The sequence below is a fragment of the Allobosea sp. 10L422 genome, from assembly GCF_056395345.1.
The window spans coordinates 36,831-52,291 of sequence record NZ_JBFTJI010000002.1; the positions used below are offsets into that span (position 1 = coordinate 36,831).

The 15,461-nt window shown below is 66.8% G+C and carries 14 protein-coding genes; 10 read left to right on the forward strand and 4 right to left on the reverse strand.

What is annotated here, in order from left to right; genetic code table 11:
• Positions 1-23 precede the first annotated feature (23 nt).
• Together AC1DEZ_RS04490 and mnmA are read right to left on the reverse strand one after the other, a co-directional pair.
• Positions 24-680 (reverse strand): class I SAM-dependent methyltransferase, encoded by a 657-nt coding sequence (locus tag AC1DEZ_RS04490; protein ID WP_441511909.1) that lies wholly within the window; start codon positions 678-680, stop codon positions 24-26.
• Between the two features lie 31 nt (positions 681-711).
• Positions 712-1,896 (reverse strand): tRNA 2-thiouridine(34) synthase MnmA, encoded by a 1,185-nt coding sequence (mnmA, locus tag AC1DEZ_RS04495; RefSeq protein ID WP_476778805.1) that lies wholly within the window; start codon positions 1,894-1,896, stop codon positions 712-714.
• A gap of 246 nt (positions 1,897-2,142) precedes the next feature.
• On the opposite strand from mnmA, the gene AC1DEZ_RS04500 reads away from it, so the two are divergent.
• The 8 genes from AC1DEZ_RS04500 to flbD all read left to right on the forward strand — a co-directional run bounded on the left by AC1DEZ_RS04500 (position 2,143) and on the right by flbD (position 10,133).
• On the forward strand, positions 2,143-3,612 hold the full coding sequence (locus AC1DEZ_RS04500; RefSeq protein ID WP_476778806.1) for a flagellar hook-length control protein FliK: 1,470 nt from the start codon (positions 2,143-2,145) through the stop codon (positions 3,610-3,612).
• Positions 3,613-3,627: 15 nt separating this feature from the next.
• The gene (locus tag AC1DEZ_RS04505) at positions 3,628-4,299 is read left to right on the forward strand and encodes a flagellar hook assembly protein FlgD (RefSeq protein ID WP_476778807.1); all 672 of its coding nucleotides are present in this window, start codon (positions 3,628-3,630) and stop codon (positions 4,297-4,299) included.
• Between the two features lie 107 nt (positions 4,300-4,406).
• Complete coding sequence (gene sciP, locus AC1DEZ_RS04510; protein WP_038359348.1) at positions 4,407-4,682, forward strand: CtrA inhibitor SciP; 276 nt, start codon at positions 4,407-4,409, stop codon at positions 4,680-4,682.
• A gap of 200 nt (positions 4,683-4,882) precedes the next feature.
• The gene (fliF, locus tag AC1DEZ_RS04515) at positions 4,883-6,574 is read left to right on the forward strand and encodes a flagellar basal-body MS-ring/collar protein FliF (RefSeq protein WP_441511913.1); all 1,692 of its coding nucleotides are present in this window, start codon (positions 4,883-4,885) and stop codon (positions 6,572-6,574) included.
• Between the two features lie 104 nt (positions 6,575-6,678).
• Positions 6,679-7,668 carry a flagellar motor switch protein FliG gene (gene fliG, locus AC1DEZ_RS04520; RefSeq protein WP_441512213.1) on the forward strand — a complete coding sequence of 330 codons (990 nt, stop codon included), beginning with the start codon at positions 6,679-6,681 and terminating at the stop codon, positions 7,666-7,668.
• A 22-nt stretch (positions 7,669-7,690) separates the two neighbouring features.
• Positions 7,691-8,260 (forward strand): FliH/SctL family protein, encoded by a 570-nt coding sequence (locus tag AC1DEZ_RS04525; RefSeq protein WP_476778808.1) that lies wholly within the window; start codon positions 7,691-7,693, stop codon positions 8,258-8,260.
• A gap of 11 nt (positions 8,261-8,271) precedes the next feature.
• A complete protein-coding gene (gene fliN, locus AC1DEZ_RS04530; protein WP_441511915.1) occupies positions 8,272-8,622 on the forward strand; it encodes a flagellar motor switch protein FliN in 351 nt (116 codons plus the stop codon).
• Between the two features lie 146 nt (positions 8,623-8,768).
• Positions 8,769-10,133, forward strand: coding sequence for a sigma-54-dependent transcriptional regulator FlbD (gene flbD / locus AC1DEZ_RS04535; RefSeq protein ID WP_476778809.1), 1,365 nt, complete (start codon positions 8,769-8,771; stop codon positions 10,131-10,133).
• Between the two features lie 12 nt (positions 10,134-10,145).
• Here flbD and AC1DEZ_RS04540 read toward each other — a convergent pair whose 3' ends face one another.
• Both AC1DEZ_RS04540 and AC1DEZ_RS04545 read right to left on the reverse strand, forming a co-directional pair.
• Complete coding sequence (locus AC1DEZ_RS04540) at positions 10,146-10,466, reverse strand: hypothetical protein (RefSeq protein WP_476778810.1); 321 nt, start codon at positions 10,464-10,466, stop codon at positions 10,146-10,148.
• Between the two features lie 122 nt (positions 10,467-10,588).
• Positions 10,589-12,037: an MFS transporter gene (locus AC1DEZ_RS04545; RefSeq protein ID WP_476778811.1), complete on the reverse strand. Its 1,449-nt coding sequence runs from the start codon at positions 12,035-12,037 to the stop codon at positions 10,589-10,591.
• Positions 12,038-12,331: 294 nt separating this feature from the next.
• Between AC1DEZ_RS04545 and flhA the strand changes: the two genes are divergently transcribed.
• Entirely contained in the window at positions 12,332-14,461 is a 2,130-nt protein-coding gene (flhA, locus tag AC1DEZ_RS04550) for a flagellar biosynthesis protein FlhA (RefSeq protein WP_476778812.1), read from the forward strand.
• 79 nt (positions 14,462-14,540) lie between these two features.
• Positions 14,541-15,461 carry a DMT family transporter gene (locus AC1DEZ_RS04555; protein ID WP_476778813.1) on the forward strand — a complete coding sequence of 307 codons (921 nt, stop codon included), beginning with the start codon at positions 14,541-14,543 and terminating at the stop codon, positions 15,459-15,461.

Consider the following 15,461-nt stretch of genomic DNA (forward strand, 5'->3'; position numbering starts at 1 on the left):
ATAGGCGTCGCGATATGGCCGCGTCAAGCCTTCGATCGCGACTTATCAGCAGAGACGAGCTTGCGCAGGCGAACAACCTTGAAATAGCCGCGCCCGACATGGACGGTTTCGTAGCGGCCCGTCGCCTTCGCCCAGTCCGTCAGGCGGCTTACCTTGAAGTCGGAGCTCCAGCCGATCGCCTTCGAGAGCGGCGCGACGGCGCTCCAGAACGGCGCGAGGAGGCCGCCATCATCGACGAGGCGGCTCGAGATGACGATCTCTCCGCCCGGCTTCAGGACGCGGTCCATCTCGGTCAGCGCCTGCTCGGGATCCGGTACGAGCGTGATGACGAATTGCGCGGTCACGGCATCGAAGCGCTCGTCGTCGAAACCGAGGCGGCAGGCATCCATCACCATCAGCCCGCGGACATGCCGCAGATTCTGGCTGGCGACCTTGCGATGGGCCACTTTGAGCATGTCGAGCGAGAGATCCGCGCCGAGGACGCGCGTTTCAGGGGTAAAATAGGACAGGGTGAGGCCGGTTCCGACACCTATTTCCAGGATATCCCGTCCGCATGCGCAGGCCGCCTCGACCGCCTCGCGCTGCGGGCGCGCCAGCATGCGCTGATAGATCCGGTCGTAGAACTTGGCCCAGGTCGCGTAGACGCGCTTCTGGCCGTCGAGGTCGTAGGTCACCGGCATGGCAGGAATCCGAGCAGAGAAGCTGAGCCCGTCAGGACAGGGCGAGCGCCGCGGGCGAGGCGGTGGCCGACATGGCGAGCGGCCGGCGCAGGATGGTGCCGCCGCCGAGAACGCGCGAGCCAGGGCCGGCATCGGCGTAGATCACGCAGGCCTGGCCGGGCGAGACGCCTTCCTCGTCGCCGGCAAGCTCGATGCGCAGGCCTTCCGCGTCGCGGAAGAGACGAGCTTCACGCGGTGCGCGGGTCGAGCGGACGCGCACGGCGACCTCGAGTCCCTCGGGCGGCAGATCGTCGAGCGCGGTTTCGCCGAGCCAGTTGAGATCGCGCAGGCGAACTTCGCGCACGCTCAGCGCCTCGCGCGGGCCGACGATGACGCGCGCGGTGTCGGCATCGAGACGCAGCACATAGAGCGGCTCGGTCGCGCTGAGCCGCAGGCCCTTGCGCTGGCCGACGGTATAGTGGAGCACGCCCTCGTGATGGCCGAGCACGCGCCCGTCGAGATGGACGATGTCGCCGGGCCGGGCGGCGCCGGGCTTCAGCCGCTCGATGACATCGGCATAGCGGCCGTTCGGGACGAAGCAGATGTCCTGGCTGTCGGGCTTGTCGGCGATGGCGAGGCCGAGCTCGGCCGCGAGCGCGCGGGTCTGCGTTTTGTCGATATGGCCGAGCGGGAAGCGCAGCAGGTCGAGCTGCTCCTGCGTCGTGGCATAGAGGAAATAGCTCTGGTCCCGGCTGGCGTCGGCGGCGCGGAACAGGCCGCGATGGCCGTTGCCGAGGTCGCGGCTGACGACATAGTGCCCCGTCGCCAGCGCATCGGCGCCGAGCTCCTTGGCGAGATCGAGCAAGTCGCGGAACTTGACGGTGCGGTTGCACTCGACGCAGGGGATCGGAGTTTCGCCGGCAAGATAGCTCTCGGCGAAGCGCTCGATGACGGCGTCGCGGAAACGGCTCTCATAGTCGAGGACATAATGCGGGATGCCGATCGCCTCGGCGACGCGGCGGGCGTCATGGATGTCCTGCCCGGCGCAGCAGGCTCCGGCGCGGTGGACGGCGGCGCCGTGATCGTAGAGCTGCAGCGTGACGCCGATGACATCGTAGCCCTCGCGCTTGAGCAGGGCTGCCACCACCGAGGAATCGACGCCGCCCGACATCGCCGCAACGACGCGCGTGGCCGCTGGCGGCTTGGCGATGTCGAGTGAGTTGCGGGGCGTGGTCATCGTCTGTGGAGGCGTCCGTGGCTCGGAAGATCGGCATTTGCGCGTCTGCCGGCTCTATACCGGCTTTGGCCGGCTGCTGCCAGCGGGATCGGCAAATCCTGCCGGCCTTCGGCTTTCATGCCGGCGGTTCTTGCCGCCGCAGTCCCGATAAGACATTCTAACGCATTGATTTATAACGTCTCTGTTCTGGCGTGCAACTTGCTGGCGACGGGCGGGTGCGTTGTTGCCCGCGCCGCGGAACCGTTCATGTCGATCCAGCCCGTCTTCACCAATCAGCGAGCGTCGGACGCTCCAGCTTCGCGCCGCCGCGCCGAGGGCGGGGAGAGCGATGCCTTTTCCTTGCCCGAGGTGCAGGAGGGGAGCGACGCAGCGGCGGGGAAGGGCATCGCCAGCAAGACAACCGACCAGGCCGGCGCGGTCGAGGAGGCTGTTGCCGCGGCTGCTGGCTCCCAAGCCGAGAAGATTTCGGCGCCAGCGGACGGGAAGGGCGAGCTTGTCGTGAAGTCGGGCGAAGTCGTCGCCAAGCCGTCCAAGCCCCAACAGGCGGGAACGCAGCCCGAAGCTCCTGCTGCGGCCACAGGGATCGATTTCCTGATCGCGATGGCGGCGGCTCAGGCCGAAGCCGCCGCGGTTCAGGACGGCGAGGGAAAGCCGAAGGCCGACGGCCAGGCGAAATCCGCCGAAAGCGAGAAGCCGGCCAAGGCCAAGACGGATGACGGCGAAGCCGACGTGGCGAGCCAGGCATCGGGCGCGGAGCAGGCCAAGGCCATAGCCCAGCCACCTCATCCCGTCGCGATGATGGTACTGCTCGTGCCGGTTTCGGCCTCCGCTGCCGGTGGAGACGTCTCTCCGCCTGCCAATGGATCCGCCGTCGCCGTGGGCGATGGAGCGAAGCCTCAGGCGACGCCGCTGCCACTTCCCGGATTTGCCAAGGTCGACGCGAAGGCGGCGAAAGCCGCCGAAACCGTTGCGCCCGAGGATGCGGCGTCCGTGGACGGCAAGGCAATTCCCAAGACAGATCAGGTGACCGAGACCAAGGGTACGGCCGAGAAGGCCATCGCCGGCGCCCCCACGAAGGCAGAGGCGGCGCCGGCGGCGGCCGATCCGAAGCTGCTCGACGGCTTGCAGCAGGCCCTGGGCCCGCTCGATCTCTCGACCATGCTGCAGCAGGCGCCCGGAAAGCCGGGCCATGACCGCCTTCTCCAGCCGCTCGATCCGAATCTGGCTGCGAACGGTGCCGCGCCGGCCCAAGGTCAGGGTCAGGGCGTCGCGGGCGGCCAGCCGACGCCGGTCCATATGGTGCCGATCGAGATCGGCATGCGCGCGATGTCCGGTTCGAAGCAGTTCGACATCCGTCTCGATCCGGATGAGCTCGGGCGCGTCGACGTCAATCTGTCGATCTCCGACAAGGGCGAGGTCAGCGCGAGGCTCGTCGTCGACCGGGTCGAAACCCTGCATCTCCTGCAGCGTGACGCCCGCACGCTGGAACGCGCGTTCGAGCAAGCGGGTCTGAAGCCCTCCGACGGAGGCGTCGATATCAGTCTGCGCGATCCGTCAGATCAATCGGCCTTCCGCCAAAACCGGCAGCACGACGAGGCGCCGCAGCGCCCACGCCTGCCGCAGGGCAATGAGCGGGCTGACGAAGCCCCCCTTTCCAACGATCCCGCCCCGCAGCGCCGCCTCGTGCGGCTCGGCGGCGTCGATCTCAGCATCTGAGCAAGGACAAGCGCCATGGCGGTTTCCGGGACAAACAGTTCGACGGGCACATCGACCACCAACAACACCAACGTCTCCGGCGGGACCACCGGGATCGCGAACAATTTCGACCAGTTCCTGACGCTGCTGACGACGCAGCTCAAGAACCAGTCGCCACTCGACCCTCTCGACACCAACCAGTTCACGGCGCAGCTGGTCCAGTTCGCCGGCGTCGAACAGCAGCTCAAGACCAATGAAACACTGAGCTCGCTGCTCAGCCTGAACGCGGCGGGCACGGCGACCAGCGCGGTCGGCTTCATCGGCGCCAAGATCACGGCCGATGGTGCCACCACACGGCTGATCGACGGCAAGGCCGAGTGGAAGGTCAACATGCCGTCGGCCGGAACGGCCACCGTCACCATCAAGGATTCGAAGGGCAACGTCGTCCAGACCGCCACCAAGACGCTGGTCGCGGGCGACCAGGCCTATAGCTGGGACGGCACGACCTCGATCGGCTCCAAGGCGCCGGACGGCGAGTACACCATCACGATCGACGCGAAGAACGTCGCCGGCGAGTCCATCACCGCCAAGACGCAGATCAGCGGCATCGTCGACGGCGTCGACTTCACCTCTTCGATCCCCATGCTGAAGATCGGTTCGATCAGCGTGCCGATCGACAAGGTGAAGAGCGTGGTGCGCAGCGAATGAGCCGGGGCGAATCAATCGTGGAGATACGACACGATCGTTTTAGCCAATTTTTAAAGCCGGCCTTCTATGCTGCCCTCAGTAGCTCTGTTGAGTTGTGTGAGAGTACCATGACCGAGCCATTGCGACCGCGGGTGAAGTAYGTGATCGGACCGGACGGAAGTCCGCTGACGATCGCGGACCTCCCGCCGATGAATACAAGGCGCTGGGTCATCCGGCGGAAGGCAGAGGTGGTGGCCGCTGTGCGCGGCGGCCTGCTGAGCCTGGAAGAAGCATGCCAGCGCTACACGCTGACGGTCGACGAGTTCCTGAGCTGGCAGATGTCAATCGACCAGCATGGCCTCGCTGGGCTGCGGACGACCCGGATTCAGCATTACCGCCAGTAAGCGGCAGGTTTTTTCTTTTGTTTTCAAAGGCGTCGGTCCGATCAGGACCGGCGCCTTTCGCGTTTGCACGGCACGTCGGTGTGGAAAGTTTAACGAGCCGTCCCGAAAAATTAACCGACTGCTAACCATGCGCTGGGAAAAACTTGCCTAGTGGGTCGGCAAGTGCGCCGTCCTTTCGATTCTGTGGAACGGATGGCGGCGTGAACGGCCTGATCGAGCAGTTTGCGAAGTTCGGCGCGGCACGGCTGGCAGCCATGCTGGCGGTGACGCTGGCGCTCGTCGGCTTCTTCGGCTTCGTGATGCTGAAGATGTCCCAGCCGGCGATGAGCGTGCTGTTCACGGATCTTTCCAGCCAGGATGTCAGCGCGATCCTCAAAGATCTCGACACGCGGGGCATCAAGTACGAGCTGCGCGGCGACGGCCAGACTGTGCTGGTGCCGAAGGCCGACGTGCCGCGCCTGCGCCTCGATCTCGCCGGCAAGGGAATCCCGGCCGGCGGCGGTGTCGGCTACGAGATATTCGACAAGGGCGACGCCTTCTCCTCGACCAGCTTCGTCCAGAACATCAACCATCTGCGCGCGCTCGAAGGCGAGCTCTCCCGCTCGATCCGCTCGATCAGCCGGGTGCAGGCGGCACGCGTGCATCTCGTCATTCCGGAGCGCAGGCTGTTCGAGCGGGACCGCGAGGCGCCGCGCGCCTCGATCGCGCTCAAGCTCGCGGGCGACCTCGATGCGGCGCAGGTCCGGGCGGTACGCCACCTCGTCGCCTCGGCGGTGGACGGGCTGAAGCCCGAGCGTGTCTCGATCGTCGACGAGCGCGGCCGCCTGCTGGCGGATGGCGCCCAGAGCGATCAGGGCCTGATCGGGCTCGGCATCGAGGAGCGCCAGACCGCGATCGAGAAGCGCATCAAGTCGCAGGTCGAGGACATCGTCGCCAGCGTCGTCGGCTTTGGCCGGGCGCGGGTGCAGGTTTCCGCGGCGCTCGACACCAACCGCGTCGAGAGCCGCTCCGAAAGCTTCGACCCGGAAGGCCGCGTCCTGCGTTCCAGCCAGAACCGCACCGAGGCATCGACGACGAACGAAGGCGGCAACGGCGCGGTCACAGTCGGCAACGAGTTGCCGGGCGCCCAGCAGGCACAAGGCGCGCAGCAGGCCCAGCGCGAGAACTCCTCCAAGAACGAGGAGGTGGCGAACTACGAGATTTCCCGCACGACCCGAACCGAGGTGCTGGAAGGCGGCCGGATCAAGAAGCTCTCGGTCGCCGTTCTCGTCGACGGCAACTACAGCCGCAGCTCCGGCGGGGAGCTCGCCTATCAGCCGCGCAACACTGAGGAACTCGAGCGCATCGGCGAGCTGGTGCGGACCGCCGTCGGCTTCGATCAGGGCCGCGGCGACAAGGTCGAGGTGGTCAACCTGCGCTTCGCCGAGGCGCCGCCTCCGCCGAACGACCTGACCGAGCAGACGCTGATGCAGCAGCTGCTGTCCTTCACCCGGGAGGATCTCGTCCGCTTCGTCGAGCTCAGCGTGATCTCGCTGCTGACGGTGGTCGTGCTCATGACCGTGGTGCGGCCGCTGCTGAAGCAGGTCCTCGCGTCCGACAACAGCAATGTCCGCGCGATCCCCTCCTTCATGCGCAACGGTGCCGTTCTCGCGGACGGCACGACCGGCGACCCGGCTGGCGTGCCCGGCCGCGCCGTTGCCACGGTCGGTCCCGACGGGGAGGTGCTGCAGGCGGAGGTCGAGATGCCGTCCGAGCGGATGCTCGCCATCGCGCAGGTCAAGGGGCAGCTCAAGGCACAATCGGTGGAAAAGATCGGGGCGCTGGTCGCGCAGAACCCGGCCGATTCGGTCGCGGTGCTCAGGAGCTGGATCCACGAGAAGTCACCGGCGTGACGGGCCGCTGAACCATGGCAGAGACACGCTCCCTCGCGACGCGCAGCACCGGCCTCCCTGACGGCATCGAGGGCGGCGGCTTCGGCGCGACCACCATCGACCAGATGACCGGCCCGCAGCGCGCGGCCGTTATCCTGCTCGTCCTTGGCGAGGATCACGGCAAGAAGATCTGGCAGGAATTCGACGACGACGAGATCCGCATCATCACCCGCGCCATGGCCGAGCTCGGCACCGTCGATGCCGACGAGGTCGAGCGGCTGATGCTGGAGTTCGTCGGCAAGCTCTCCAGCGCCGGCGCCATCACCGGCTCCTTCGACCGGACGATCTCGCTGCTCGAGAAGATCCTGCCGAGCGATCAGGTCGCGCTGATCATGGAGGAGATCCGCGGGCCGGCGGGCCGCAACATGTGGCAGAAGCTCGGCAATATCGATGCCGTCGTGCTCGCGAACTTCCTCAAGAACGAATACCCGCAGACGATCGCCGTGATCCTGTCGAAAATCCGGCCCGATCATTCGGCGAACGTGCTGCGCAACCTGCCGAACGAGCTGTCGATCGAGGTGGTCGGACGCATGCTGCGGCTCGAATCGGTGCAGAAGGAGGCGCTCGATCACATCGAGAACACCCTGCGGACCGAGTTCGTCTCGACGCTGACCCAGACGCGGCGGCGCGATCCGCACGAGATGATGGCCGAGATATTCAACGGCTTCGACCGGCAGACGGAGCTCCGCTTCCTCTCGGCGCTCGATGCTTCCAACCAGGAATCGGCCGAACGCATCCGGGCGCTGATGTTCACCTTCGAAGACCTCGGAAAGCTCGACCCGGCCGGCCTGCAAACGCTGATGCGCCTGGCCGAAAAGGACACGCTGGCGCGCGCGCTCAAGGGCGCGAGCCAATCCATGCGCGATTTCTTCTACGGGGCCATGTCGCAGCGCGCCGCGAAGAATATGAAGGACGACATGGAGGGGCTGGGGCCCCTGCGGCTCAAGGAGGTCGACGAGGCCCAGACCAAACTGGTCCAGCTGACGAAGGATCTCGCGGACAAGGGCGAAATCGTCCTGTCCAAGGGCGGTTCCGAAGACGAACTGGTGTATTGAGATGGTTTCCGCAACGAAATTCATGTTCGGGACGGATTTCCGCGAAGGCGGCCGCAAGGCAGCCGGCGAAGCCGATCTCGCCGCAGCGCGCGCCGAGGGGTTCCGCGCCGGGCAGGAGCAGGCGCATCGCGAGGCGCAGACCCAACTCGCCGGCCTGACCGGGCAGCTTGCCCGCTCCGCCGAGCGGCTGTTCGCGCAGGAAGCGGCGCGGGCCGCGGCGATCGAGGAGCATGCTGCGCATGTCGCGCTCGTAGCGGCGAAAGCGCTGGCGGGCGCTGCGCTGGCGGAGAAGCCGATGGCGGCGCTGGCCGGAGCCGTGCGCGAAGCCTTGAGCCATGCCCGGACAGCGCCGCATCTCGTCCTGCGCGTCAACGAGGCCGTGGTCGAGCAGGCGGAGGAACTGACCCGCAAGCTCGCTGCCGAGCATGGCTTTGCCGGAAAGCTGATGGTGCTCGGACAAGCCGACATCGTGCCCGGCGACGGGCGCATCGAATGGGTCGAGGGCGGTTTCGTCCTCGACAGCCAGCAGCTTTCGGCTCTGGTCGAACAGGCGGTTGCCCGCGTGTTCGGCCATGGCCGGGCGGAACCATGAAAGTCTGAGCCATGAGCCAGCAGAATGACCTCAACCTGCCGCCGCTGAACCAGGCCGACCTTTCCTTCGACCAGAACCAGACCTCGGTCGCGCGGTCGGGGCCGGTCCCGGTCAAGACGGCCGAAGATCTGGAACAGGTCTTCGACGTGCCGGTCACGGTCTCGGCCGTGCTCGGCTCCTCGAAAGTCGCGGTGGGCGACCTGCTGCAGATCGTGCCTGGCGCGGTTCTCGAGCTCGACCGGCGCGTCGGAGAGGCGATCGACATCTTCGTCAACGAGCGACTGGTGGCGCGCGGCGAGGTCGTCGTCGTCGAGGATCGGCTCGGCGTGACCATGACCGAAATCATCAAGGCGGACCGGTGAGAACCGGCCCTGCCATCGTGACGCTAGATCGCCGCGCATCCGAACGGACGTATCGTGGCGATCTATCTCTTTGTCTCAGCATCGGATTCATCCGAAAAGCGGATGCCGCTTTTCGGTCCGATGCTCCAAGCGGAAGGACCTGAGCCATGCGCCTCATCATCGCCGGCGGTCTCAAGGGACAGATCATCGCCGCCGCCAAGATCGCGATGTCGCACGGAGCGGCCGTGACCCACACCGATGGGCTCGACCAGACGCTCGCGGTGCTGCGCGCCAAGGGCGCCGATCTCCTGATGATCGATGTTGTCCAGCCGATCGCGGCCTATGTCGCAGCGCTGGAAGCCGAGCGCATCCGCACGCCGATCATCGCCTGCGGCACCTCGACCGATGCGCGTGCCGCCGTCGCCGCGATCCAGGCCGGTGCACGCGAATACGTGCCGCTGCCGCCCGATCCGGAGCTGATCGCGGCGGTGCTGGAAGCGGTCGCGGCCGATCAGTCCAGCCTGATCTGGCGCGACCCGGCGATGGAGCGCGTCGTGCAGCTGGCCTCGCAGATCGCGCGTTCGGAAGCGCCGGTCCTCGTCACCGGCGAGAGCGGCACCGGCAAGGAGGTGATCGCACGCCATCTGCATCAGAAGTCGGGACGCAAGGACCGGCCTTTCGTCGCGGTCAACTGCGCGGCCATTCCCGACAACCTGCTCGAATCCGAGCTGTTCGGCCATGAAAAGGGCGCCTTCACCGGCGCGATCGCCCGCCGCATCGGCAAGTTCGAGGAGGCGCATGGCGGCACGCTGCTGCTCGACGAAATCTCCGAGATGGATGTGCGCCTGCAGGCGAAGCTGCTGCGCGCCCTGCAGGAGAGGATGATCGATCGCGTCGGCGGCACGCAGCCGGTCAAGGTCGATATCCGCATCATCGCGACGTCCAACCGCAACCTGGCGGACGCGGTGCGCGAGGGCGCCTTTCGTGAGGATCTGCTCTACCGTCTCAACGTCGTGCATCTGCGCCTGCCGGCGCTGCGCGAGCGGCCCGGCGACATCCTGGCGCTGGCCGAGCATTTCGCGAAGAAATATGCCGATCTGAACGGGATGCCGATGCGGCCGATCGCGGCCGATGCGCGCAAGCTGCTGCTCGGCAATGCCTGGCGCGGCAATGTCCGCGAGCTGGAAAACACGATGCACCGGGCGGTGCTCCTCGCCAGCGGGCCGGAAATCGCAGCGACAGCCGTGCTGACGCCGGAAGGCGAGGTGCTGTCTTCGGCGCCTGCGCGCGATTCCGCCGCGCGCGCTGCGCAGACTGCGGAGGCAGTGACCCGATCGCTAGTGGGGAACACGGTCGCCGATGTCGAGCGCGAACTGATCCTCGACACCCTCGACCATTGCTTGGGCAACCGCACGCATGCGGCCAAGATCCTGGGGATCTCGATCCGCACCCTGCGCAACAAGCTCGGCGAATACACCGCCGCCGGCATCACCGTGGCGGAGCCGGGTCAGACGCGCATCAGCGTCGCCTGACCCGCGCAGGGCTCACCAATAGCGCCGGCGATAGTAGCGCGGACGATAGTAGCGCGGCCGGTAGTAATACCGCGGGCGGTAATAGGGCCGGTAATAGGGGCGTCGATAATAGCCGTAACGCGGCCGGCGATAGTAGTAGTACTGGCTGAATTCGGCGTCGGTCTTGTCCAGCGCCTCCTTCACATCGGCCGGCACTGCTTCATCGCCCTTCGCGGGCCCCGCTTCCGGCGTCAGGTCCGGCTTCGGCTGGGCCGCTTCGACGGCAGCAATGCCGCCCATGCCGGCTGCGGCGAAGCCTCCGACCAGTGTCATCAGGAATGAGCGTCTGTCCACGACGACCTCCAGGCTGTTGTCCCATCCATTCTTAAGGCCGGAAAGCCGGCGATAAGTAATGCATTTAAAGGATGCTTTGTTCCCGAGCGCGCGGTTTTCGTCCCTATGGCTCACGGCTCACTTCAATCGACGGCGTTCAGCGGCCTGGCAACGCTCTCGAGCGGCCGACGCTCGGCACGGATCGCGAAACGGGCCGCAATGATCGCGGCGCCCAGCATCAGCGCGGCGCCGAGCAGATAGCCGCCAAAAACGCTGCCGCGCGAGCCGGTGTCGATCAGGATGCCGAAGAGCCAGGGGCCGGCGACGCCGCCAACGCCGGTGCCGAGCGCATAGAACACGGCGATGGCGAGCGCGCGCATCTCGACCGGGAAGGTTTCGGAGACCGTGAGATAGGCCGAGCTCGCAGCGGCGGAGGCGAAGAAGAAGACGGCGCTCCAGCACAAGGTGAGCTGGGAGGCCGTGAGCCAGTCCTTCCAGAAGAGATAGCCGGTCCCGGTCAGAAGCAGGCCCGACAGGGCGTAGGTCGCCGCGATCATCACGCGCCGGCCGATCGTGTCGAAGAGCCGCCCGATCAACAGGGGGCCAAGGAAATTTCCCACCGCGAAGGGCAGGATGAACCARCCGATCTGCTGCGAGGGCACACCGTAGAAATCGGTCAGGATCAGYGCATAGGTGAAGAAGATGGCGTTGTAGAAGAAGGCTTGGGACAGCATCAGCGCAAGGCCGACGAGTGCGCGCTCGCGATGGACCACGAAGAGCGCGTGGAAGACCTCGCCGAGCGGAGTCTTGGCCCGCGGCCTCAGCCGGGTCGGCATCAGAACCTCGTTTGCCGGCGCGACGAAGCCGGCGCGGCGCTCGATATCGGCAACGATGGCGGCGGCGCGCTCCGGGTGGCCGTGGCTGATCAGCCAGCGCGGGCTCTCCGGAATCCAGTGCCGCAGGATGAGGATGGCAAGGCCCAGTGCGGCGCCGATGAAGAAGGCGAGGCGCCAGCCATATTCCGGGTCGATCCGGGCCGGATCGAGCAGGACGATGGCGCCGAGCGCACCAAGCGCTGCGCCGATCCAGAACGAGCCGTTGATGACGAGATCTGTCCAGCCGCGCACGCGGGCCGGGATCAGCTCCTGAATGGTGGAATTGATCGCAGTGTATTCGCCGCCGATGCCCATGCCGGTCAGGAAACGGAAGGCGATGAAGCTCGCGACATTCCAGGACAGGGCGGTCGCGGCCGTGGCCGAGAGATAGACGAGAACCGTGATCGTGAAGAGCTTCTTGCGGCCGAGACGGTCCGTGAGCCAGCCGAAGAAGACGGCGCCCAGCACCGCGCCGGCAATATAGGCCGCCCCCGCAATGCCGATCTCCGTGTTGGTGAAGCGGAGGACCGGACTTTCCTTCAACGCTCCCGAGACGGCGCCCGCGAGCGTCACCTCGAGTCCGTCGAGAATCCAGGTGACGCCGAGCGCAACGACGACGAGCGTGTGGAAGCGCGACCAGGGAAGCCGGTCGAGACGGGCGGGCACGTCGGTCTCGACGACGGGGCGTTCCGCTGCCTGCGATTGAACATGCTGCACGGGTCGTCCCCGACGATGAACGGCGCTCTTGCGGCGCTTTGAGAGGGCAGGCACCGGCACGGGAGAGCTGCCGGCGCAGGAATGACTTCGCGTGATATCGGCGGAGCCGGTGCGCGTTGGGTCGAGACGCAAACAATCCGTGTCCGCGAAGGTTCCGGTGACGCATTCGGGGACAGGTGCCCGAGGCCGGGCTTAACCATTCATTCACCATGAACCCGGCAAGAATTGCCGGGTCGCGCTCCGCTTCGGAGTGCTGGCCTGCCATGGGCGGGCATAGGGCGGGCGGAGCGGTCGATGACCGATGTGACGGCGGGGCAGGGAAGAGGGTTCAGCATCCCGGATCGCGGCGCGCTGGGAAAGCTGCTGAACCGGCCGGACCTGTTCCTGGCGATCGGCGTCATGGGCATCCTGGTGGTGCTCATCTTCCCGATGCCGGCGGTGCTGCTCGACCTGATGCTGGCGCTTTCGATCATCCTGTCGGTGCTCGTGCTGATGACCGCGCTCTTCATCGAGGAGCCGCTGGAGTTCTCCGCCTTTCCGACCGTGCTGCTGATCGTCACCATGTTCCGGCTGGCTCTGAACCTGGCCTCGACGCGCCTCATCCTCGCGCATGGCCACGAGGGCACTTCGGCGGCGGGCCACGTCATCGAGGCCTTCGCCGGCTTCGTGATGAGCGGCAATTTCGTGATCGGGGTGATCGTCTTCACCATCCTGATCATCGTGAATTTCGTCGTCATCACCAAGGGTTCGGGCCGCATCGCCGAGGTCGCGGCCCGCTTCACCCTCGACGCCATGCCCGGCAAGCAGATGGCGATCGACGCCGATCTCTCCGCCGGCCTGATCGACCAGGAGACAGCCAAGGTCCGCCGCAAGGCGCTGGAGGACGAATCCTCCTTCTTCGGCTCGATGGACGGTGCTTCGAAATTCGTGCGCGGCGATGCCATCGCCGGCCTGCTGATCACCTTCATCAACGTGCTCGGCGGCATCATCATCGGCGTGGCGCAGCAGGGGCTCAGCTTCGGCCAGGCGGCCACCAATTATACGCAGCTCACCGTCGGCGACGGCCTCGTCAGCCAGATCCCGGCGCTGATCGTCTCGACCGCGGCGGGCTTGCTGGTCTCGAAGGCGGGCGTGCGCGGCGCCGCCGACAAGGCGCTCGGCAAGCAGCTCTCCGGCTATCCCAAGGCGCTCGGCATGTCGGCCGCGGTGATGCTGCTGATCGCGCTGCTGCCGGGTATCCCGATGCTGCCCTTCCTGCTGCTGGCGGGTGGCGCGGGCTTCCTCGCCCGGCGCTTCGGCCAGGCTGCCAAGGCGCGCGAGGCCGAGCAGGCGCTCACCGGGGCGGCGCAGCCCGGCGCGGCGCTGGCGGCGGACGGCTCGCCGCGCGAGGAGACGCTGAACGACCTGCTCAAGATGGACGAGCTCAAGATCGAGATCGGCTACGGATTGCTGCCACTGGTCAATGCCGCGGGCGGACAGGACCGGTTGACCGATCAGGTGCGGGCGCTGCGGCGCCAGCTTGCCGCCGAGCTCGGCTTCGTCATGCCGGCGGTTCGCATCGTCGACAACGTCCAGCTCGAGGCCAACCACTACTACATCAAGATCAAGGAGATCGATGCCGGCCATGGCATCGTCTATGCCGGCCAGTACATGGCGATGGACCCGATGGGCGGCTCGGTGAACCTGCCCGGCCACAATGTGCTGGAGCCGACCTTCGGCCTGCCGGCGACCTGGATCGACGGCGCCCTGCAGGACGAGGCGCAGTTGCGTGGCTACACCGTGGTCGACGCCGCGACCGTGATTTCGACGCATCTGACCGAGGTGCTGAAATCGAACATGCCGGAGCTGCTCTCCCACAGCGAGGTGCAGAAGCTCCTGCGCGAGCTGCCGAAGGACCATGCCGATCTCGTCAAGGAGATCGTGCCCAGCCAGATCTCGACCACCGGCATCCAGCGCGTGCTGCAGCTGCTGCTTTCGGAGCGCATCTCGATCCGCGACCTGCCGACGATCATCGAGGGCGTCGCCGAGGTCTCTGCCGGCGTTCGCAATCCGCGCGACATCGCCGAGCATGTCCGCGCCCGGCTGGCGCGCCAGATCTGCGCGCAGTTCTCGAACCAGCATGGCGTGCTGCCGATCATCACGCTGTCGCCAGCCTGGGAAAGCGTCTTCGCCGAGTCGGTCATCGGACAGGGCGAGGACCGGCACCTCGCCATGCAGCCCTCGCGGCTGCAGGAGTTCGTGCATCACGTCCGCGACAAGTTCGAGGATGCCGCACGCATCGGCGAGATGCCGGCACTCGTCACCTCGGCCATGGCGCGGCCTTTCGCGCGCCAGATCATCGAGCGCTTCCGCCGCGAGACGCCGGTGCTGTCGCAGGCCGAGATCCATCCGCGCGTGCGCCTGAAGACCGTCGGCAGCGTCTGAGGCTCGCCTCCGCTTTCCACGGGGGTCCGATGCCCGCGGCGCAATGGTCAGCGCCGGGAGCTGCGGCTAAGCGGAGGCCATGTCCCGCAACGCTGCTCTCTTCGCCGTCATGTGCCTCGTCTGGGGGCTGACCTGGCTGCCGGTCAAGGTCGGTGCGGCGCATGTGCCGCCGGTCTTCCTGGCGGCGGCACGCTTCACCATCGCCGGGTTGCTGATGCTGATCTGGGCCGGGCGCGACGTGCCGAAAGTGCCGCGCGATGCCTGGCCGCGATTGATCGGCACGGCGCTGCTGCTCAACACCGGCAACTACACACTGTTGTTCTGGGGCACGGCGCATGCGCCGAGCGGGCTTGCCGCCATCGTCAATTTCGCGACGATCCCGATCTTCACCTTGCTGGCGACCCGCGCTTTCGAGGGCGAACGCATCGACGGGCGCAAGCTCGCGGCGATCGGGCTCGGCACGGTCGGCCTCGGCTTCCTGTTCGCGACGCGCGCGCTTGGCGGATTGTCGCTGGCGCAGGGCGATCCGCTGGAGGCATGGGGGCTTGCGGCCGTAGCGGCGGGAACTTTGCTCTACTGTGTCGGCGCGGTGCTGGCGCGCCCGATCGCGGGGTCGATGCCGACGTTGACGCTCGCCGGATGGCAGACCCTGATCGGCGGCGTCGGCCTCACCGCCGTTTCGCTCTCCTTAGAGCCGGTCGGCTACGACGATCTGGCGAAGCTGGTGCGGTGGCCAGTGCTGCCCGCGCTCATCTTCCTTGTGATCGGCGGCTCGCTGATGGGCTTTACCATCTATATGCGGCTGCTGCGCGACTGGGGCGCCTTCAGGGCCGGTCTCTACGCCTTCATCAGCCCGGCGATCGCCGTCGCCGTCGGCGTCCTGGCCCTGCACGAGCCGTTCGGCTGGTCGGAGGCAACCGGCGCGCTGCTGATGTTCGGAGCCGCCGCGATTGCGCTCAAGCGGCCATCAGCCAAGCCCGCGAAGACTGTGACGGCCTGA